The following is an 18,799-nucleotide window of genomic DNA, read 5'->3' on the forward strand; positions in this document are numbered from 1 at the left end:
GCAACGAACGGCGCCGCGCGGCGTCCGCCGGACGACATGATGATGACGCGTTCTAGAACCGCAACGTCATGCCCACATGACTGTCAGCGAAACCGAGTCGCTTGTAGAATCGCTGGGCATCGACCCGGGTCTGGTGCGTCAACAGCTCGACGAGCTTGCATCCCCTCGCCCGTGCCTCGCCAATGGCCCATCGCACCAGTTGTTCGCCGATGCCCTGGCTGCGGAGCGTCGTCGACACACGAACATCCTCGATGAGCGCTCGCGAGGCGCCCTGCGAACTCAAGCCCGGCAGGATGCAGAGCTGCAGGCATCCGACCACGCTGCCGTCGCCGCCTTCTGCAACCATCAACCGGATATTTGGATCATGCGCGAGTTTATCGAAGGCCGCGTAATAAGATTGCGGCAGCGGATCCTCGATACGCTCGCGGCCACGGCCGAGCGCATCATCGGCCAACATCGCCACGATTGCAGCGACGTCCTGGCGCTGCGCCGGCCGCAGTACGACCTTCGTGCTCATACGAGCCCCAATGCCTTCTCGCTGTCGGCGATCCAGCGCCTGATCGACGCGTAACCGTCGAGATGGAAGCCCCCCTCATGGGCCACGCGCGTATAGGCCAGCAACGATGCGTCAGCCAGCGAGACGCGATCTCCCACAAGGAAACGCGATGTCGTCAGGTGATGCTCCATACGCACCAGTGCGAAATAGCCGCGCTTGAGCTTCTCAGGATCGAGATCCGAAATCGCCCTGCCGAGATAGACGATCTGATAGCGGCACACCGCGATATAGGGCTCGTGGCTGTATTGTTCCCAGAACAGCCATTCATCCATCTTGGCGGCATCATAGGCGTCGGTCGGGATCAGATCGCTGCCACGGGCGAGATAGCGGATGATGGCATTGGACTGCGCGAGCGGACGGCCGTCATCGAGCACAACGGTCGGCACCTGGCCGGCGCCGTTAAGCGCCAGAAACTCCGGCGTCCGGCTCTCGCCCTTGCTCGTATCGATATCAATCCACGTATAGGAAAGTTTGAGGTGATCGCTCACCCACTTCACCTTGAGGCAATTGCCGGAATTCAGATCGCCGTAGATCTTCATTGTTGCTCCCCTGTACGGAAGCAAAAGAGCAGCAGCCGCGCTACACTTTGTCAAGCGAGCGCGGGGTGGATGTCAGAACTTATAGCCGATACCGGCTCGGACGGTATTGATCGAGGTATCTACTTGAGACGTGAAACGGATGTATTCCCATTCACCGCGCAGGAACAGGCCACCAACGATCGCCATGTCGAAGCCCAGACCAGCGGTATAGCCGTAGATCAGGTGGCTATACTTGCCATCCTCGATGGTGTTGTTGAGTTGCCGCCCTAGCAGATTGGATGGCGTCGTCGATCCCGGCCCCGCGGTGACGAAATCGCCGACAAAGGCCGTCCGGACGATGTCAGCCTGGCCAAGCGCCAGTCCACCGAAGGCGTAGGGCAGGAAGTTGCCAAAAGCATAACCGGCGCGAGCACGGAATGTGCCGATATCGCTGATGCTAATCGAACTCGACGCGCGCGACGTCACCGTATGATAATTATTATCTGACAGTAGGCTGTATCGCGACATATCGCCTGAAGATGCACCGCCGAACTTGCCATGAACGTAACTCATCTCAAGTCCGATTACGACGTCTTCCCACTGCGAGTTGTAACCTGCGAAACCGCCATACACCTCGGAATGGCCCGACTGGTTGGTGAAACTGAGCGGCCATGATGCGACACCCGTTTCCCTGCCGACCAAGGTGTTGGCCACCAGGCTCCCCGTCATGTCGGAGTTCGAGCCTTTGAATTTGGTATCGCCTGATCCGTAGCCGACCTGTCCGCCGACATAGAAGCCGTCCCAGATCGCGCGTGTTGAACTCAGTCCCTCGGGGAATGAACCGCGGAGCACCGGAAAATCCGGCATGTCAGCCGCTTGAGCAGTTTGCACGACGCCCAGCAGAGCTGCAGCGATCAGAAGTCTACGCATCACGACAATTCCTCAACTCACCGAACTGTCCCGATCATCCGCTGTTAACCTTAATCATTGGTTGCGATGATACTACCCGTGCAAAACAAAACGGCGCGGGAAGCTCCCGCGCCGTTAAGGTCTCTTAAGATAGTTGAGGCGATCAGCGCTTGCTTTAGCCCTTGCGGATCAACGGCGGCGGCGCATATGCCGGCGGGCTGTCGAGGTTCCAGCGCACGCCGAGCTTCAGATCATGCGAGGTGATGTCTTTGAACTGCATCGCCACGCCGCGGGTGAAGCCGTCATAAGTCGAGACCGGCCCGGTCTGGCCATCGCCGAGATTCATGTAGCTGTAGCCGAGTTCGACGGTCATAGCCGGATTGACCTTGTAAGCCAGGCCCGTGTGCAGGGCCCATGCGAAGTTCCACTTCGATGCTGCCGGTGCGCTGGCATAGCTCGGGAACGGGCCGCCGATGAAGGGCACGCCGCCGGCGGAACCGACATTGATCGCACCGTTATCCGTGTAGTTCCCGATATTGACACGAGCCATGCCGACGCCGGCGCCGACGAACGGGGTCACGCACCACCAGGTGCCGAGATCGACGTAACCATTGGCCATCACCACCCATTCGGACTTGGTGGCGTTGTAGTTGTTCACGCCGGTACCAACGAGGCCGCTCGACGGGAACGTTACGTGATCGGTGCCCTTGAAGTTCGAATTGCCGCGATACTGGCCGGTGACGTCACCGCGGAACCAGTTGTTGAACTGATAACCGACGCCGAGCTGGAAGATGCCAGCCGTATCGAAGGCAGTGGTCTGCTGAAGCGAGAGGAGATTGGCGTTGCGACCGTCACCCATCTCGATGTTCTTGACGCGCTGGTTGCTGAAACCGATATCGCCGCGCAGGTACCAGCCACCGAAATCTTCGACCGGCGGCGGCGCATACATCTGAGGCGGTGGAGCAATGGGCATGTCGGCGGCGAAAACAGCGGTCGACATCAGGGAAGCCGCGCCCGCGGCCAGAATGAATTTAACGCTACGCATTGGCTTCGTCCTTTTGGGCCAAAGAGGCAACTAATGGAGGCCTCACACTCGGAACTCACAAACGGACGATGACACCAACTCCTTAAGCGGCGCTTAACCCTAACTTTTAAGGTTGATATTTGGTGACGAAAATGCACGCAAATTCCATCACGCCGCTGCGTCGCCACAGTTACTAACAATGTCTTGCTATCAAACCGCGCTGCAATGCGCCGCGGCATCGCCAGAGGTTAACAAGGACTTACCTGCCTGCCTGGAGCGAACTATCAAAACGCGGAAGAGCCGCCTCACCCGATAAATATTCGGACAAGACAGCTCTTCATGTCAATTCGCAGGCATCGCGCGCTGGCGCCTTGGCCAGGGCGAACGAACAGGAAGCTTACGCCGCGGCTGCGTGGCCCAGCGCGTCAACGATGGAATCCACCACTTCCTCGACCATCACGCGGTCATCGCCCTCTCCCATTACGCGGATGACTGGCTCCGTACCCGACGGGCGGATCAGGAGACGACCATGACCATTGAGGCGCTGTTCGCCGGCAGCGATGGTGGATTTCACTTCTGCATCATCAAGCGGCTTGCCGCTGCGATAACGCACATTCTTCAGAATCTGCGGCAACGGATCGAACAGGTGGCAAACTTCCGACACCGGCCGACCGAGCTTGGTCACCACGGCCAGCACCTGCAGCGCGGCTACGAAACCGTCGCCTGTCGTCGCATGGTCCGACATGATGATATGGCCGGAGGGTTCGCCGCCGACATTGTAGCCGTGCTGCAGCATCTGTTCGAGCACATAGCGATCACCCACTGCCGTGCGGATGAGGTCGATGCCCTGCCCCTTCAGGAAGCGCTCCAGACCGAGATTTGACATCACGGTGGAGACGATACCCGGCTTGGCAAGCCGCCCGTCTTCCTTCCAGCTCTGCGCGATAACGGCGAGCAACTGATCGCCATCGACCAGATGGCCACGCTCGTCGACCATGATCAGCCGATCGGCGTCGCCATCCAGCGCAATGCCAATATCGGCGCGCATCTCGCGCACCTTGCGGCTCAGCGCTTCCGGTGCGGTCGATCCGCATTCCTTGTTGATGTTGAAACCGTCCGGCTCGACGCCGATGGAGATGACGTCCGCGCCGAGCTCCCAGAGCGCCTCCGGCGCCACCTTGTAGGCGGCGCCATGGGCGCAATCGATGACGACGCGCAAGCCATCGAGGCTGAGATTTCGCGGCAGTGTGCGTTTGGCAAATTCGATGTAACGATCATGCACCCCGTCGATGCGGCGCGCCCGACCGAGGCTGGCGCTCTGCGACAGTCTCTTGTCGAGATTCTCGTCGAGCAATTCCTCGATCTGCTTCTCGACATCGTCCGACAGCTTGTAGCCGAGCGGTCCGAACAGCTTGATGCCGTTGTCCTCGAACAGATTGTGCGATGCGGAAATCATCACGCCGAGATCGGCGCGCATCGACTTGGTCAGCATCGCCACGGCTGGCGTCGGCATCGGCCCGACCAGCAGCACATCCATGCCGACCGACGTGAAGCCTGCCACCATGGCATTTTCGATCATGTAGCCGGACAACCGGGTGTCCTTGCCGATCACGACACGATGACGATGTTCGCCGCGCTGAAACACAAGACCTGCGGCCTGCCCAACCTTCAGTGCCAGTTCCGGCGTGATCAGACCATTGGCGCGGCCGCGAATGCCGTCTGTCCCGAAATATTTACGGCTCATGGTAACCCCCAATGCCCTCGCGCCTTGCGCGAGGGCTCAAAACCCTGTCTCAGGCGACTGACCCATTGGCAGCGCCATATATGTGACGGACTTATAAGGCTACGGCCCCTAAAATCGCTTCAAAAAATATGATGAATCATTACCAAGGCCCGGAGCACGCGATCGACGACAAGCCATTGATATTACTTATATACCTTACCTTTCATGTAATGCCTTCGATGGAGCATCAGCTGACCGGAACCCGGCCCGCTCAGCCCTTTCGCTTGATATGCGCGTCCGCCTTTGAATGGGCAGGCTGGGTCACACTGACCGGATCGGAGCCCGGAAAAGTCTCCTCCAGTCCTTCGTCCAGCGCAACTTCCAGCTGTCGCTTTTCTTCGTCCTCGGCTGCCTTGCCGGGAGCCTTGCCGGCCCCGTGGCCTGCTGGATTTGTCTTGGAGCCGGACATTCTGGCCTCCTTCAATTTCGACGACATTCCAATGACAAGGATGATATGGCGGACCGCCTAACCATGCTAGATGACACCGAAACAAGCAAATACAAGCAAAGACAAGAACGGCTGGGACATCTCATGAAGCATATCACCTGCATCGAAGATCTTCGCCTCGAGCACAAGCGCAATGTGCCGAAGGCGTTCTTCGATTATGTCGACCATGGCTCCTATAGCGAAGACACGTTCCGCGCCAATTGCGAGGATCTGCAGAAGCTGAAGTTCCGCCAGCGTATTCTGGTCGACATCGCCAATCGCGACACCTCGACGACCATCCTCGGTGAGAAGGCCACCATGCCGCTGATCTGCGCGCCGGTCGGCTCCACCGGCTTGCAATATGGCGACGGCGAAATTCACGCCTGCCGGGCGGCGCAGGCGGCGGGCATTCCCTATACGCTCTCGACGATGTCGATCAATTCGATCGAAGACGTCGCCGAGAATGTCGAAAAACCTTTCTGGTTTCAGCTCTATGTCATGAAGGATCGCGGCTTCATCAAGGAATTGATCGAGCGCGCCATCAAGGCGAAGTGTAGCGCGCTGGTGCTGACCGTCGATCTGCAGGTGATCGGCCAGCGTCATGCCGACATCAAGAATGGCCTGTCGGTGCCGCCTCAGATCTTGAATGTGAAGAACCTGATCGATTTCATGAGCAAGCCCGGCTGGCTGGTGCGCACGCTGAAAGCCAAGCGGCGCAACTTCGGCAACATCGCCGGCTTCGTGAAGAACACCGACGATCTCGGCTCCGTCGCGCAGTGGACAGCATCGCAATTCGACGCGTCATTGAACTGGAAGGATCTCGACTGGATCCGCAGCATCTGGCCCGGCAAGATCGTGATCAAGGGCATTCACGATATCGAGGATGCCCGCGAAGCCGTGAAGGTTGGCGCGCAGGCGATGGTCGTGTCCAACCACGGCGGACGTCAGCTCGACGGCGCGCCGTCGTCGATCTCGGTATTACCGGGGATCGCCGATGCCGTCGGCTCGGAGATCGAAGTGATGTTCGACAGCGGCATCCGCTCGGGGCAGGACGTGATGCGTGCGCTCGCCCTCGGCGCCAAGTCCTGCATGATCGGCCGCGCCTATATCTACGGTCTCGGCGCCTATGGCGGCCCCGGCGTGACCAAGGCGCTGGACATCCTGCGCAACGAACTCAGCGTGACCATGGGCCTGTGCGGCGTGAATTCGATCGCCGAGATCGACAGGCACGTTTTGGTGCAGTGAGGCCTCGTCAGATCGCCGCGTCGATCCACGCGGCGATCGTATCGACGACTTTTTGCTCGATGCCGTAATAGCCGTGCGGCGACAGCGATCCGCAATCCGTGGACGAGCGCTGATCTCCGCCACTGACCCTGAGGACCTCGACGCGCGGCGCGCCACTCATCGCTGCTGCGATCTTGTCGGCGTCTTCCGGCGGTGCGACATTGCAGCGATCGTCTGAATTGGCAACGACGAGTGCGGGCACATTGACTCGTTCAGGATGCGCATCGAACACCGTCTCGTGGCTGCCACCAGGGCGCGACACCGACTCAGTGAGCACGATACCTGCGATCTGACCGTCACGCAGATTCGCTGCGCCGTTCATCGCCGCAATCGAGCCTTGGCTGGTCCCGAGCAGGAAGACCGGTCCCGGCGCCTGCGCGTGAGCCGCAGCGACGAGATCGCCCACAAGTGCTGCATATTGCGGCGAGCTGCGCAGCCCGCGCAAGTTCTGACTATCGACGGCGTCGGGGATCAGCACCGCGAAACCCGCAGCATTCCAGAGCACGCGCGAACGGACGACGAAGTTGTTACCGTGCGCTATTTCGCCATCCCGGGCGATGCCTACATCACCTCTTCCGCCGGGCAGCATCACGATGGTTGCGCGTGGATGCGATGGACTGACGTAGAGCGCGCGCTGCTGATCGCCGCCATGAACAGGCAGGTTCAGCACGCGCTCTGTCGGAGCAAGTGTCTGCGCAGCAGCGAAGTGCGGCGCAGACAACAACAGAAATGCGAGGATGAAGCACGGTGTGAGGAACGGCCTGCGCAAGAGCTTCTCCGCTGTTTCGAATTTCTTACATCGGCGGCGTCAGCCCATCCAGCCCGACATTGACGCGTGCCGTCTCGAAGGTGCCGTCGTCCTTCTTGGTAGCGCCCATGATGATTATCTTCGCGCCAGGCTTGAGTTCATCCTTGTTGCCCGGCACGAATGTCACGATCGGCGTGTCGGGCGTCACGGTCACTTTCTTTTCCCCGTCCTTGTACTTCACCGTCACCGTCTGGCCATCGGAGGCCTGGACCTTCTGATCGACGGTGGCATTGGTCATGCTGCTGTTGGGGCGCAGATCCCACGGGCGCGAGCCTTCGCCGGTGCCGCGCATCGCTTCTGGAAAGATATGGATCGCGATGGCCTTCTGCGACCCATCGGCCTGCGGCATGCCGGTCACGCCGATATAGGAGCCGGGCTTCACCTCGGCCATTGTCGTTCTGGCAATGCCGGTGACGGTGACATTGTCCGTCATCTTCACTTTGCGCTCGTCGCCGTCGCGCGTCTTGATCGTCAGCACCGCGCCGTCGACGGCTTCGATGGCACCACGGATGCGTAGGGGTTGCGGCTGCTGCGCCGATGCAGCGGAGATCAGCAATGAACCAGCAAGAAGTGAGCCCGCGAACAAGCGAGCCGAAGTCGATACGATCTGAACCATAGGGGAATTTCCTTTGAAGGCGGCGCCCACCGCTGCAGATGGAAACCCCAAGGCCAAATAGCTATTCCCCGCTCACGCCACTGTGAGATCGACCTCGACGAGGCGACGCAGTTCCGGCGTCACGTCGGGGCGCTGCCCGAACCACAATTCGAAGCCACGCACGGCCTGATACAGCAACATGCCGAGTCCATCCGCGGTGCGGAGGCCCCGCGCGCGGGCGGCGGCGAGCAGCGGGGTGTCGAGCGGCACGTAAACGAGATCGGCGACGACCGCCTGGTCAGGCAACAGATCGAGGTCGATGATCAATGGCGGCTGGCCGCCCATGCCGAGCGACGTGGTGTTCACCAGCAAGGATGCGCGCGGCAACATGCTGGCGACATTCTCCCACGCCAGCGGCACCACCTGCGAGCCGAATTGCGCGGCCATCGCCTCGGCGCGATCGAGACTGCGATTGGCGACATAGACATGTTTGATTCCGCGTTCGAGCAATCCGAACACCACTGCACGCGACGAACCGCCCGCGCCGAGCACCAGCGCGTCGTCGGCGTGGTCCCAGTCGTGCGCGCAATGATCGAGATTGTCGATGAAGCCCTCGATATCCGTATTGGTCGCGCGTAGCGTGCCGTGGTCATACCATAACGTGTTGGCGGCCCCGACCGCGCGCGCGCGGCGATCCGGTGAGGTCAGCTTCAGCACACGCTCCTTGTGCGGGATCGTGACATTGGCGCCGATGTAACCGTGCTTGGAGAGGTTCATCACGAATTCGGCTACGCCTTCCGGCGGGATCGACTCGATGCTGTAACCGCCCGGAATATCCATGCTGCGCAGCCAGTGATGGTGGATCAGCGGCGAGCGCGAATGCGCGGCAGGCCAGCCGATCAAACAGGCGGCGCGGGGCGTGGTCTCGTTCGGCATCATTCATCCTTCGCTTCAGGCGGAAGCGTGCGTAGCATAAAAATCATGCAGGGGCTCTTAATCATCAGACAGTTTTGCGGCGCACAGCAAGTCCGACAATCATGCAGACGATCAATACTGCAGCTGCGAGCAACTGCCGATGCCATCAGCTCGACGTCTCCTGGATCGCTGCAGCGCGTCGGATCTTGATCTCGCTGACGGCCACTGCAACATCAGCACGGTATTTGACCAGTGGCGGTCGCGCGCCGTGGGTCAGCAGCGCCCGGCGCACGCCCTGCGAGGTGCCGGTGAGAATGACGCGGACGCCTTGTCGCTTTGCCTTCTCGGCAATGCCCTTGATCGCATTCGCAGCAGTCGAATCCAGGAAGGGGACCGCGGCAAAATCGATCACAAAAGCCTTGTGGCGATCTGAGAAGCCCTCGAGCACAGATCCGATGGTGGAGGCCGCGCCGAAGAAAAATGCGCCGGTGATGCGATAGACAACGACGTCGGGATCGGCAGCGAGACCGGGATCATAGGGTTTTCGGTCGCCATTGGCGTCGTCGGCCTTGTCGGCCACGACCAGCGGCTTATCCGCCTCAATGCCGGTTGTTTGCGCCATGCGGTTGATGAACAGAATCGCGCCAAGCGCGAAGCCGACCACAATGCCCTCGGTAAGATCGCGGAAGATCGTTAGCAGGAAAGTCGCCGACAGCACGGCAGCATCGCCCCATGATGACCGCAGTAACGTCGCGAATTCATGCTTCTCCGCCATGTTCCAGGCGACCACGGCAAGCACCGCGGCGAGCGCCGCCAGCGGAATGTAACTTGCCAATGGCGCCGCGACGAGAATGAATACCAGCAGGAATACCGCATGCAGCATGCCCGAGATCGGGCCGTGCGCGCCGGCGCGGACATTGGTGGCGGTTCGCGCGATGGTGCCGGTCACGCAGATTCCACCGAACAGCGCCGAGCCGATATTGGCGATGCCCTGCGCCACCAGTTCGCAATTGGAGCGATGCCGCCGGCCAGTCATGCCGTCAGCGACGACAGCTGAGAGCAAAGATTCAATCGCGCCCAGCAGCGCAAAGGAGATGGCGTCCGGCAGAATGGCCTGCAGCTTTGCCAGGGAAATCGCGGGAAGCGACGGCAGCGGAAAGGATTGCGGAATGCCGCCGAACTTGGTGCCGATGGTTTCAACCGGCAGCGCAAAGAACCATGCCGCGACCGCGCTTGCGGCAACCGCGATCAGAATGCCCGGCCAGGAAGGCCGCAGCTTCTTGAGCAGAAGGATGATCGCAATGGTCGCGATGGTGATCGCAGCGGCCGACAGGTTGACGGTGTGGATCGCACTTCCGAGCACCTGCAGCTTCGGGATCAGTTCGCCAGGCTCCTTGCCGGTGAGTGTGAGCCCGAGGAGATCCCTGATCTGGCTGGCGAAAATAATTACGGCGATACCGGCGGTAAATCCCACCGTGACCGGATAGGGAATGAACTTGATGTAAGTGCCGAGCTTCAAATAGCCCGCCACCATCAGGAACACGCCAGAGAGCATGGTCGCGAGGACAAGACCGTCGATGCCATTGCGGCTCACCGTGGCCGCCACCAGCACGATGAAGGCGCCGGCGGGTCCGCCGATCTGAAACCGGCTGCCACCCAGCGCAGAGACCAGGAAGCCGCCAATCACGGCGGTGATCAGCCCGCGGTCAGGTGATGCGCCCGAGGCGATGGCAATCGCCATCGACAGCGGCAGCGCCACGATCGCCACCGTCAGACCGGCGAGCACATCATCGCGAAATGCCGCAAGATTGTAGCCTTCGCGCAGCACCGTGATCAGTTTCGGTGTGAACAGCTCCGCGAATGTCGGCTGATGTGGGCGCCGCATGCCCCCGCCAGAAATGCCCATACTCGGCTCGCCTCTGTCGCACGCAGCGACTCGTCTCGATCTGCCAGTTTTATCCATCCACCTTAGGCGGCGGACCGGGCTGCTTCAGACGCACACCTCGGCCACCGGAGTCGCTGCGAGTGTGTTCGCCGATCAATTCGACGCCGGCGCGATTGAACGCGTCCACCACCTTGATCAGCGAATCCACCACGCCCCTGACATTGCCTTCGCTCGCTTCCATGCGCTGGATGGTCGGTAGCGAAACGCCGGCCATTTCGGCCAGCCGCTTTTGATCGATACCCAGCAGCGCACGGGCGGCCCGCATCTGAAACGATGTAATCAAGGGCGGTTTCCAGTTTCACGAGTCTTATATCATATGTGAGATATCTTCAATGATGTATAAAACATCACTTGATCGGCGAAGCCGCCATGATCGCCACGAACTGGGCGACAGCGGCGCGCGATGTCAGGCGTCGTTTGACGCCGCCGAAGTCGTCGAACAGCGCCAGGTGGCCAGCGAACGAACTCGACGTTTTGCGCTGCCAGTAGGCCTCGGCCCAAGCCAGAAAATCTGCATGTTCCTCGGCCGTCGCGCCACCCCAGGGGCCCCGGAGAGCGAGGCTATCACGACAAACCTCCGGGCTCATGTCGAGCCAGATCAATGCTGTGACGCGCGGCAATGCCGCTTCGACCAGCCAGCCGTAAACGCCTTCGATGATCCAGTTCGACTTCACGACAAGGGCGGCCACCAGTTCTTTGGCCTGTCCCTCGTCGCGCTTCACACCGACCCTGTCCAGCCAATGGATATGATCGAGATCTGTGCGTTCGCCGCCGACGCGGCTTTCAAGCTGCCGCGCCAGCGTGCTCTTGCCCGAGCCGCTATTGCCAATGATTACAACCCGCGGTCCAAGCGTCATGGGCCACTGTACTAAGCCGCCACCCGATGCGCTGCAACGATCTGGTCCGCGGCGCGACCGCTGACTTCGGCCATGTGGTCGAAACTGCGGGTGAAGCTGCCGGCACCGGCGGTGGCCGAGCGCAACTCGACGATCAGGTCGCCGATCTCCGCTTCCGGCAACATCGCGCGCACCGTGTCCCAGCCCGGCCAGTTGTCACGGGTATCGAAGCCGAGGATCTGGCCGCGCCGTCCTGACAGGATGGCGTTGACCTTGGCCGTGGCCTCGGTGGGACAGACGATCTCCACCGTATGGATCGGCTCCAGCAGCACCGGTTGGCATTGCGGCAGCGCCTCGGTGAAACCGATCCGGGCAGCTGTCCGGAACGCCTGATCGGAAGAATCCACGCTGTGATAGGACCCGTCGGTGAGCGTCACCTGCACGTCGATGACAGGAAAACCAAGCGGGCCACGCTGCAACCCGTCGACGACGCCCTCCTGCACCGCGGGAATGTAGTTGCGCGGCACCGCGCCGCCGACCACCTTTTCCTGGAATGCAAAGCCCTCGCCGCGCGGCAACGGGCCGATCTCCAGCACAACGTCGCCAAACTGGCCGTGACCGCCGGACTGTTTCTTGTGCCTGCCGCGCAGGGTGATCGGTTTACGGATGGTCTCCTGATAGCCGATCACCGGCGCATGCGATTTGACGTTAATGCCGAAGCGTTCGTGCAGGCGCTCCATCGCCACGCGCAGATGCATCTCGCCCTGCCCCCACAACACCACGTCATGGGTCTGCGCATTATTGACCACCGCAAGCGACGGATCTTCCTCGGTCAGCCGCAACAGCGCCTGCCCGAGCTTGACGTCGTCCTTGCGATCGGCGGACGCTAGCGCCATCGCCAGCACGGGCGATGCAGCTATGACACTCACGACAGAGGCCGGCGCAGTCTTGCCGGTCGAGATCGTGTCGCCGGTCCTGACATGATCGAGCTTGCCGAGCGCGACGGTCTCGCCCGCTTCGGCCGATGCGCGCTTGCTGTCATGTCCGCCGCTCGCCGCAAGAATGCCGGAGACACGCCCGCTTTCGCCCGACGAGGACAGCAATGTTGCGCCATCATCGAGATGACCACTCAGCACGCGCGCGTAAGACAGCTTGCCGCCATGCTGTAGATGGCTGCTCTTGAACACGTAACCGATCGCATCCTTGCTGTCGGTCACGCCGAGGCGCTTGGCCGTCTCGGCCACGCCGGGTGCCTCGTGGCGTAGCGCCTTCATCAGCCGCAGCACGCCATTCTCGCGCATTGCCGAGCCCAGCAGCACCGGACAGATCAGACCTTCGCGCAATTCGCGCGCGAGATCGTCGAACACGGCGTCGGCCGGCGGCGCGATGTCGTCAAGCAACTGCTCCATCAGCGCGTCGTCATGATCCGCAAGCTTCTCCAGCATGGAGAAACGCGCCTCCTTCTCCCGATCGAGATCGCCGCCTTCGAGCTTGATGACTTCGGACGCCTTGTGCTCGCGATAGACGAAAGCGCGCTCCAGCGCGAGATCGACGAAACCGGCGACCAGATCGCCGTTCCAGATCGGGATCTGCCGCAGCACCAGCGGCACGCGCGAGGCCGGCTGCAATGTCGCCAGCGTCTCGCGCACGCGCTTGTGGGCGCGGTCGATCTTGTTGAGAAACAGAAATCTGGGAATGCCGAGGTCTTCGAGTTCGCGCAGGATCAATTGCAGCTGCGGCAATTTTCGCGCATCCGCCTCGCAAACCACGATGGCTGCATCGACGGCGGGTAATGCCGCGCGCATGTCATGCGCGAATTCCACCGAACCCGGACAGTCGATGAATGTGTAGCTGTCGCCCATGAAGGTGGTGGTCGCAGCCGTCAGGCCGACGCCCATCTTGTGGGCTCTGGCTTCCGCATTGGCATCGCCGATGCTGGTGCCGTTGTCGACGCTGCCGGCCCGCGGGATCGCCCCGGTGCGGGCCATGATCGCTTCAAGCAGTGTGGTTTTTCCGCTCTGGAAAGGGCCCACCAGCGCAATGCACTTTGCGGCATTGCCTTGTGGACCGCGGGGACTTCTCAGGTCTTGTCCCATTGCCGCCTCCTCATGTGGAGCTCGGCCCATGATTGGGTCGGCGGTCAATGCTCCGCCCGGTCCGGATATTTGGCAAGATGGAAAAGTTGCTGCGCTGCGATGAACGTGATCGGATTGCGCCATAAAAAATCCGGCTCCGCCATGGGCGAAGCCGGATGAATTTTTGCGAGCGATCGCCGCAGGATCAGCGACCGGGGCGCAACTCCAGGCTCTGCAGACCGGCGGCGACATTCAGTCCCACCGACCCCTGCAGGCTGAGCGGCTGCAGCGAGAAGGCGTTTTGTGAACCGCCAACCAGGACATTCGCCCCGACGCCGACACCAACCGACGCGCTGCCCTGTGCGCCCGCATAGTTGCCGGACAGATCGCCGGGACCGCTATAGTTCACCGGCACGAACACGGCCCAGGATAGCGCGGTCTGTTCGGTAATACCGAGATCGATGCCCACCTTGCGGATCGTGGCGACATAAGGCTGGTCCGGACGACCGGTGCCGGTGAGCACGCAGCCAAGATTGGTCACCGAGCCCACGACGAATCCGACGCTGGCTCCGCCCCGGCAGTTCAAGACGCCGACCTGCACGCCTTGCTGCGACTGCGCTTGCGATGCAGTGAAAAAGGCGGCGGCAGCGATACCGAGAACAAGCGATGAGAGGCGGACCATCAGGAATCTCCGGGTGATGAACGGAAGTAAGGATGTGGATCGACTATCCATAGCTAATGATACCGCCCAATGACAGCGGCGCACGCGCAGCGCGCGCAACAAAAAAGGCCCGCTCGCGCGGGCCTTTTCGTTAACCTTGCCGGATCGCTTACGCGATCACAGCGATCACTGGCGATCGTAGCGATCGCTTAGCGATGGCTGCGATGACGGCGCTTCTTGTTGTAGCGATGACCGCTGACCGGACCGGTCGCTTCCAGTTCGAGCTGAACGATGCCGCTGGCGACGTTCAAGCCGGTCTGGCCCTGCACCGAGATCGGCTGCAGCGAATAAGTGTTGCCCGGACCGCCAACGAGGAAGTTGCCGCCGAAACCGAGGCCAACCGATGCGTTGGTACCGACGCCGCCGTAGCTGCCGGCCAGCGCGCCGCGCGGCACGCGGGTGGTCGGAGCGAAGGCAGCCCACTGCACCGTGGTGTTTTCGGTGAAGCCGAGATCAAGGCCGAAACGGCGGATGTTGGCGACGTAACCTTCGGCGCGGCCACCGGCGCTCTGGAAGACGCAGTTGAGGTGCGCATTCGAACCGACCACGTAGCCGACGTTCTGGCCGCCACGGCACTCCAGCACGCCAACCTGAACGCTGCCAGGCTGCTGTGCATTTGCGGTCGCAACCGACGCCGCAAAGGCCACGGCCGTCAGGCCGAACATCTTGGAAAGTCGCATAGTGTTACTCCACCTTGGGGATTTTGATAGCGAGGGGACAAGAAGGAAGCGCCGTGTCGAAAACAAGGCGCTTCCCGGAATAAGCCCCGAAACCGTCAAAAGTTTCGGAGCAGGTTTTGTTACCGAAGATTTCCGCAGAAGCGCTGGATGCGCTTGCAGGCATCTTCGAGATCGGATGTTTTCGTCGCGTAGGAGATGCGGAATGCCGGGCCAAGGCCGAAGGCCGAACCCTGCACCACCGCCACGCCTTCGGTTTCCAACAGTTCTGTGACGAAGTCTTCGTCATTGGCGATAACCTTGCCCGAAGGCGCAGTCTTGCCGATCGTGCCGGCGCAGGACGGATAGACATAGAATGCGCCTTCCGGACGCGGGCAGTTGATGCCCGAGGCCTGATTCAGCATTGCCACCACGAGATCGCGGCGCTCCTTGAACACGGCATTGTTCTTCGGGATGAAATCCTGCGGACCGTTCAAGGCTTCCACCGCCGCCCACTGCGCGATCGACGACGGGTTCGAGGTCGACTGCGACTGGATCGTCGCCATTGCCTTGATGAGCTCGGCGGGACCACCGGCGTAACCGATGCGCCAGCCGGTCATGCAGTAAGCCTTGGAGACGCCGTTCACGGTCAGCGTGCGATTGAACAAAGACGGTTCGATCTGTGCCGGCGTGGTGAATTCGAAGTCGTCATAGACGAGGTGCTCATACATATCGTCGGTCATCACCCAAACGTGAGGATGCTTCACGAGGACATCGGTGAGCGCCTTGAGCTCCGACTTCTTGTAGGCGGCGCCCGTCGGGTTCGACGGCGAGCACAGGATGATCCACTTGGTCTTCGGCGTGATCGCCGCTTCCAGCGCGGAAGCCTGCAGCTTGAAGCCGAATTCTGCGGTGCAGACCACGGACACGGGCGTGCCGCCGGCCAGCGCCACCATTTCCGGATAGCTCACCCAATACGGCGCCGGGATGATGACTTCGTCACCCGGGTTCAACGTCGCCATCAGCGCGTTGTAGAGCACCTGCTTGCCGCCGGTGCCGACGATGATCTGGTTCGGCTTGTAGGTCAGGCCATTCTCGCGCTGAAACTTGCCGATAATGGCTTCCTTCAGTTCGGGAATACCGTCCACCGCGGTGTACTTGGTCTTGCCGGCCTCGATGGCGTGAATCGCTGCCAGCTTGATGTTCGCCGGGGTGTCGAAATCGGGCTCGCCCGAACCAAGACCGATGACGTTGCGGCCGGCTGCTTTCAGCGCACGTGCTTTATCCGTCACCGCGATCGTCGCGGACGGCTTCACACGGTCGAGCGCAGCGGACAAAAACGACATCATCTTCTCCTGAGAAAGGTCGCGGACCCGCGGTCGGCGACGTCAAAATGGCTGATCCTGCTGGGATCGGCGCACCCTAGTGCGTGCGACGTTGCATCGCAAGAAGCTTGGGCAAAAACACATCTGGAAGTGATGCAATTCAGCAAGCGTTAAACGGGGGACGGTAGCGTCAACCGCACGTCGCAATCGACGATTTGGGCCAAATGCACCCTTAAAATGATCTGGATCTGGCAGCACATTGAAAGCGGCGCATGGCTGACCCTCGAACGCGTGCGGGCTTACAGCCTGATCGTGCTCGCTTTGGGCACATTGACCTTCGCCGGCTGGATTGCGGTCTCGGACGGCGTGATCGACCGCAATGGCAAGCCGATCGGGACCGACTTTTCCAACATCTATGCGGCGGGCCGGCTCACCCTCGAAGACAAACCCGCCGACGCGTATGATCCCGCCCTGCAACATGCCGCAGAACAGAGGGTGTTCGGCCGCGATGTGCCGTTCTACGGCTGGCACTATCCGCCGTTCTTTCTCGGAATTGCCGCGCTGGTGGCCACGGTACCCTATGGATGGGGGCTCGGTCTGTGGCTCGTCGCCAGCTTCGCCGCCTACCTCGCCGCGATCCGCACGATCCTGCCCCGCCGGGAAACGCTGCTGGTGGCCGCCGCCTTTCCTGCCGTCTTCATCAATGTCGGTCACGGCCATAATGGATTTCTAACCACCGCACTGCTGGGCGGCGCATTGCTTCTGCTCCATCGCCGGCCGTGGCTGGCCGGCGTGTTGATCGGGCTATTGGCCTACAAGCCGCAATTCGGTGTGCTGATTCCTCTCGCCCTGCTCGCCGATAGACGCTGGATCACGATGGTATCGGCCGCGCTCACCGTCGCTGTCCTCATCGTATTGAGCACGGGGTTGTTCGGCGCCGGCATCTGGCAGGCCTTTGCCGACTCCACTGCTTTCACTCGCGATGTCGTACTCGAACAAGGCGGCACCGGGTGGCAGAAAATCCAGTCGATCTTCGCCGCGACACGGATGTGGGGCACCGGTCTTCCTGTCGCTTATGCCGCACAGTTCAGTCTCGCAGCCGGCATTGCCATCAGTCTGATGTGGCTATGGCGCAGCCATGCAGCGTTCGAACTCAAGGCAACAGCGCTCGCGGTCGGCAGTCTGCTGGCGACGCCCTATGTGCTCGACTACGATCTCATGGTGCTCGCCATCGCCATCGCCTTCTTCGCGCGGCATGGACTCGATCATGGCTTTCGCGCGGGCGAGATCAGCCTGCTCGCATTGACCTGGATCATGCCGCTGCTGACGCGCAGCATCGCTGGCGCCATCGAACTGCCGCTCGGCTTTCTGGTGATGGTCGCTTTCTATATCATCGTGCTGCGGCGCGCACTCGCTGATAACAGCACATCGCGGCACCTTCACACACAGATCGCGGCAGCGTGATCTTCCATTGCCGAATGCTGCCTGACATACATTTTTCTCAATCCAGACTGCCGCAGCCGTTTTCGACTTTTTCCATTCCGAGGGCCTTGCGACAGGCTCGCATCAGCATCATTGTCTAACCGCGATCTGCGCTGGCCAATCGCGCAGTTGCCTTGACCTGAAATGAATTGAACATCTGCGAATGTACAAACTCTATTCGATGCAGCGCTCTGGCAATAGCTACAAGGTTCGCCTTGCGCTGGCGTTCCTGGACGCGCCTTATCGCGCCATCGAAGTAGACATCCTGCGCGGCGAGAGCCGTACCCCGGAATTTCTGGCCAAGAACCCCAGCGGTCAGGTGCCGCTACTCGAGATCGCCGAAGGCCGCTATCTCGCCGAATCCAACGCCATCCTGTGGTATGTCGCCATCGGTACATCTCTGGCGCCGGAATCGCGGATGGACCGTGCCGAAGCCATGCAGTGGATGTTCTTCGAGCAGCACGCGCTGGAGCCGAATCTCGGTGCCGCCTATTTCTGGCTGTGCCTGGTGCGCGGCGGCCGCGACCTGCAGACCCACGCGCTGGAAGACTGGATGGAGCGGGGCTATGCCGCGCTGCAGGTGATGGAGAATCACCTCAAGATCCATGACTTCTTCGCCGCGGGCCAGCTGACCATCGCCGACATCGCGCTATACGGTTACACCCACGTCGCCGAGAAGTGCGATTTCGACCTCTCCAGCTTTCCGTCGATCCGCCGCTGGCTGCGTCTGGTGGAAACCCAGCCGGGTTTTATCTCCATGGACTGGCACCCGACGTCGTCGGAATATGATACTTTGGACGTGGTTGCCGACGCTTAAGTCCTGAAATAGCGGGCATAAGCGCTGTGAATGCCATTTTCCCGCCATAGTTACGGCCAATCCCGCCCAAATCTCGCCTGCCGCAGCTGCGAATTTGTAGCACGCGGGTGATTCGCCCGCGAT

19 protein-coding genes are annotated in these 18,799 nt (G+C 61.1%); 3 read left to right on the forward strand and 16 right to left on the reverse strand.

Annotated elements, in window-relative coordinates:
• Positions 1 to 52 precede the first annotated feature (52 nt).
• The 6 genes from AB7951_RS21680 to AB7951_RS21705 all read right to left on the reverse strand — a co-directional run bounded on the left by AB7951_RS21680 (position 53) and on the right by AB7951_RS21705 (position 5,199).
• The gene (locus AB7951_RS21680; RefSeq protein ID WP_439062378.1) at positions 53 to 517 is read right to left on the reverse strand and encodes a GNAT family N-acetyltransferase; all 465 of its coding nucleotides are present in this window, start codon (positions 515 to 517) and stop codon (positions 53 to 55) included.
• Positions 514 to 1,095 carry a glutathione S-transferase family protein gene (locus AB7951_RS21685; RefSeq protein ID WP_439062377.1) on the reverse strand — a complete coding sequence of 194 codons (582 nt, stop codon included), beginning with the start codon at positions 1,093 to 1,095 and terminating at the stop codon, positions 514 to 516. Before AB7951_RS21685 ends, AB7951_RS21680 begins: the two co-directional genes overlap by 4 nt.
• A gap of 72 nt (positions 1,096 to 1,167) precedes the next feature.
• On the reverse strand, positions 1,168 to 2,004 hold the full coding sequence (locus AB7951_RS21690; RefSeq protein WP_439062376.1) for an outer membrane protein: 837 nt from the start codon (positions 2,002 to 2,004) through the stop codon (positions 1,168 to 1,170).
• 154 nt (positions 2,005 to 2,158) lie between these two features.
• Positions 2,159 to 3,028, reverse strand: coding sequence for an outer membrane protein (locus tag AB7951_RS21695; protein ID WP_439062375.1), 870 nt, complete (start codon positions 3,026 to 3,028; stop codon positions 2,159 to 2,161).
• A 376-nt stretch (positions 3,029 to 3,404) separates the two neighbouring features.
• Positions 3,405 to 4,751, reverse strand: coding sequence for a phosphoglucosamine mutase (gene glmM, locus AB7951_RS21700; RefSeq protein WP_089261706.1), 1,347 nt, complete (start codon positions 4,749 to 4,751; stop codon positions 3,405 to 3,407).
• 250 nt (positions 4,752 to 5,001) lie between these two features.
• A complete protein-coding gene (locus AB7951_RS21705; protein WP_141137017.1) occupies positions 5,002 to 5,199 on the reverse strand; it encodes a hypothetical protein in 198 nt (65 codons plus the stop codon).
• Between the two features lie 123 nt (positions 5,200 to 5,322).
• Here AB7951_RS21705 and AB7951_RS21710 point away from each other — a divergent pair, with 123 nt between their 5' ends.
• Positions 5,323 to 6,462: an alpha-hydroxy acid oxidase gene (locus tag AB7951_RS21710; RefSeq protein ID WP_184513869.1), complete on the forward strand. Its 1,140-nt coding sequence runs from the start codon at positions 5,323 to 5,325 to the stop codon at positions 6,460 to 6,462.
• 7 nt (positions 6,463 to 6,469) lie between these two features.
• Here the strand turns inward: AB7951_RS21710 and AB7951_RS21715 are convergent, their stop codons facing one another.
• The 10 genes from AB7951_RS21715 to AB7951_RS21760 form a co-directional block, all read right to left on the reverse strand.
• The gene (locus AB7951_RS21715; RefSeq protein ID WP_439068753.1) at positions 6,470 to 7,270 is read right to left on the reverse strand and encodes an alpha/beta hydrolase; all 801 of its coding nucleotides are present in this window, start codon (positions 7,268 to 7,270) and stop codon (positions 6,470 to 6,472) included.
• Between the two features lie 25 nt (positions 7,271 to 7,295).
• Positions 7,296 to 7,925 carry a hypothetical protein gene (locus AB7951_RS21720; protein WP_184513867.1) on the reverse strand — a complete coding sequence of 210 codons (630 nt, stop codon included), beginning with the start codon at positions 7,923 to 7,925 and terminating at the stop codon, positions 7,296 to 7,298.
• 72 nt (positions 7,926 to 7,997) lie between these two features.
• Positions 7,998 to 8,843, reverse strand: coding sequence for a shikimate dehydrogenase (locus AB7951_RS21725; protein WP_439068752.1), 846 nt, complete (start codon positions 8,841 to 8,843; stop codon positions 7,998 to 8,000).
• A 142-nt stretch (positions 8,844 to 8,985) separates the two neighbouring features.
• Positions 8,986 to 10,725 carry a SulP family inorganic anion transporter gene (locus tag AB7951_RS21730; RefSeq protein ID WP_439068751.1) on the reverse strand — a complete coding sequence of 580 codons (1,740 nt, stop codon included), beginning with the start codon at positions 10,723 to 10,725 and terminating at the stop codon, positions 8,986 to 8,988.
• A 49-nt stretch (positions 10,726 to 10,774) separates the two neighbouring features.
• Positions 10,775 to 11,047: a helix-turn-helix domain-containing protein gene (locus AB7951_RS21735; RefSeq protein ID WP_068731217.1), complete on the reverse strand. Its 273-nt coding sequence runs from the start codon at positions 11,045 to 11,047 to the stop codon at positions 10,775 to 10,777.
• Positions 11,048 to 11,111: 64 nt separating this feature from the next.
• Positions 11,112 to 11,621, reverse strand: a complete 510-nt coding sequence (locus AB7951_RS21740) for a hypothetical protein (RefSeq protein WP_439068750.1) — start codon at positions 11,619 to 11,621, stop codon at positions 11,112 to 11,114.
• Positions 11,622 to 11,632: 11 nt separating this feature from the next.
• Positions 11,633 to 13,696: an elongation factor G gene (locus AB7951_RS21745; protein WP_439068749.1), complete on the reverse strand. Its 2,064-nt coding sequence runs from the start codon at positions 13,694 to 13,696 to the stop codon at positions 11,633 to 11,635.
• A 184-nt stretch (positions 13,697 to 13,880) separates the two neighbouring features.
• Positions 13,881 to 14,357 carry a DUF992 domain-containing protein gene (locus AB7951_RS21750; protein WP_068731211.1) on the reverse strand — a complete coding sequence of 159 codons (477 nt, stop codon included), beginning with the start codon at positions 14,355 to 14,357 and terminating at the stop codon, positions 13,881 to 13,883.
• A 188-nt stretch (positions 14,358 to 14,545) separates the two neighbouring features.
• Positions 14,546 to 15,076 carry a DUF992 domain-containing protein gene (locus AB7951_RS21755; protein WP_068731210.1) on the reverse strand — a complete coding sequence of 177 codons (531 nt, stop codon included), beginning with the start codon at positions 15,074 to 15,076 and terminating at the stop codon, positions 14,546 to 14,548.
• A gap of 119 nt (positions 15,077 to 15,195) precedes the next feature.
• Positions 15,196 to 16,398 carry a pyridoxal phosphate-dependent aminotransferase gene (locus tag AB7951_RS21760; RefSeq protein ID WP_068731379.1) on the reverse strand — a complete coding sequence of 401 codons (1,203 nt, stop codon included), beginning with the start codon at positions 16,396 to 16,398 and terminating at the stop codon, positions 15,196 to 15,198.
• A 216-nt stretch (positions 16,399 to 16,614) separates the two neighbouring features.
• On the opposite strand from AB7951_RS21760, the gene AB7951_RS21765 reads away from it, so the two are divergent.
• Positions 16,615 to 17,841 carry a glycosyltransferase family 87 protein gene (locus AB7951_RS21765; RefSeq protein WP_439068748.1) on the forward strand — a complete coding sequence of 409 codons (1,227 nt, stop codon included), beginning with the start codon at positions 16,615 to 16,617 and terminating at the stop codon, positions 17,839 to 17,841.
• A gap of 181 nt (positions 17,842 to 18,022) precedes the next feature.
• A complete protein-coding gene (locus AB7951_RS21770; RefSeq protein ID WP_089261726.1) occupies positions 18,023 to 18,676 on the forward strand; it encodes a glutathione S-transferase family protein in 654 nt (217 codons plus the stop codon).
• Positions 18,677 to 18,799: the final 123 nt, after the last annotated feature.

The sequence above is a fragment of the Tardiphaga sp. 285_C5_N1_2 genome (genome assembly GCF_052076065.1).
Lineage (GTDB): Bacteria > Pseudomonadota > Alphaproteobacteria > Rhizobiales > Xanthobacteraceae > Tardiphaga > Tardiphaga robiniae.

Excerpts from the sequence above, each read along its gene's own strand:
- AB7951_RS21680 (WP_439062378.1), bottom strand. The coding sequence starts at position 517 with ATGAGCACGAAGGTCGTACTGCGGCCGGCGCAGCGCCAGGACGTCGCT.
- AB7951_RS21685 (WP_439062377.1), bottom strand. The coding sequence starts at position 1,095 with ATGAAGATCTACGGCGATCTGAATTCCGGCAATTGCCTCAAGGTGAAG.
- AB7951_RS21690 (WP_439062376.1), bottom strand. The coding sequence starts at position 2,004 with ATGCGTAGACTTCTGATCGCTGCAGCTCTGCTGGGCGTCGTGCAAACT.
- AB7951_RS21695 (WP_439062375.1), bottom strand. The coding sequence starts at position 3,028 with ATGCGTAGCGTTAAATTCATTCTGGCCGCGGGCGCGGCTTCCCTGATG.
- glmM (WP_089261706.1), bottom strand. The coding sequence starts at position 4,751 with ATGAGCCGTAAATATTTCGGGACAGACGGCATTCGCGGCCGCGCCAAT.
- AB7951_RS21705 (WP_141137017.1), bottom strand. The coding sequence starts at position 5,199 with ATGTCCGGCTCCAAGACAAATCCAGCAGGCCACGGGGCCGGCAAGGCT.
- AB7951_RS21710 (WP_184513869.1), top strand. The coding sequence starts at position 5,323 with ATGAAGCATATCACCTGCATCGAAGATCTTCGCCTCGAGCACAAGCGC.
- AB7951_RS21720 (WP_184513867.1), bottom strand. The coding sequence starts at position 7,925 with ATGGTTCAGATCGTATCGACTTCGGCTCGCTTGTTCGCGGGCTCACTT.
- AB7951_RS21725 (WP_439068752.1), bottom strand. The coding sequence starts at position 8,843 with ATGATGCCGAACGAGACCACGCCCCGCGCCGCCTGTTTGATCGGCTGG.
- AB7951_RS21730 (WP_439068751.1), bottom strand. The coding sequence starts at position 10,725 with ATGGGCATTTCTGGCGGGGGCATGCGGCGCCCACATCAGCCGACATTC.
- AB7951_RS21740 (WP_439068750.1), bottom strand. The coding sequence starts at position 11,621 with ATGACGCTTGGACCGCGGGTTGTAATCATTGGCAATAGCGGCTCGGGC.
- AB7951_RS21745 (WP_439068749.1), bottom strand. The coding sequence starts at position 13,696 with ATGGGACAAGACCTGAGAAGTCCCCGCGGTCCACAAGGCAATGCCGCA.
- AB7951_RS21750 (WP_068731211.1), bottom strand. The coding sequence starts at position 14,357 with ATGGTCCGCCTCTCATCGCTTGTTCTCGGTATCGCTGCCGCCGCCTTT.
- AB7951_RS21755 (WP_068731210.1), bottom strand. The coding sequence starts at position 15,076 with ATGCGACTTTCCAAGATGTTCGGCCTGACGGCCGTGGCCTTTGCGGCG.
- AB7951_RS21760 (WP_068731379.1), bottom strand. The coding sequence starts at position 16,398 with ATGTCGTTTTTGTCCGCTGCGCTCGACCGTGTGAAGCCGTCCGCGACG.
- AB7951_RS21765 (WP_439068748.1), top strand. The coding sequence starts at position 16,615 with ATGATCTGGATCTGGCAGCACATTGAAAGCGGCGCATGGCTGACCCTC.
- AB7951_RS21770 (WP_089261726.1), top strand. The coding sequence starts at position 18,023 with ATGTACAAACTCTATTCGATGCAGCGCTCTGGCAATAGCTACAAGGTT.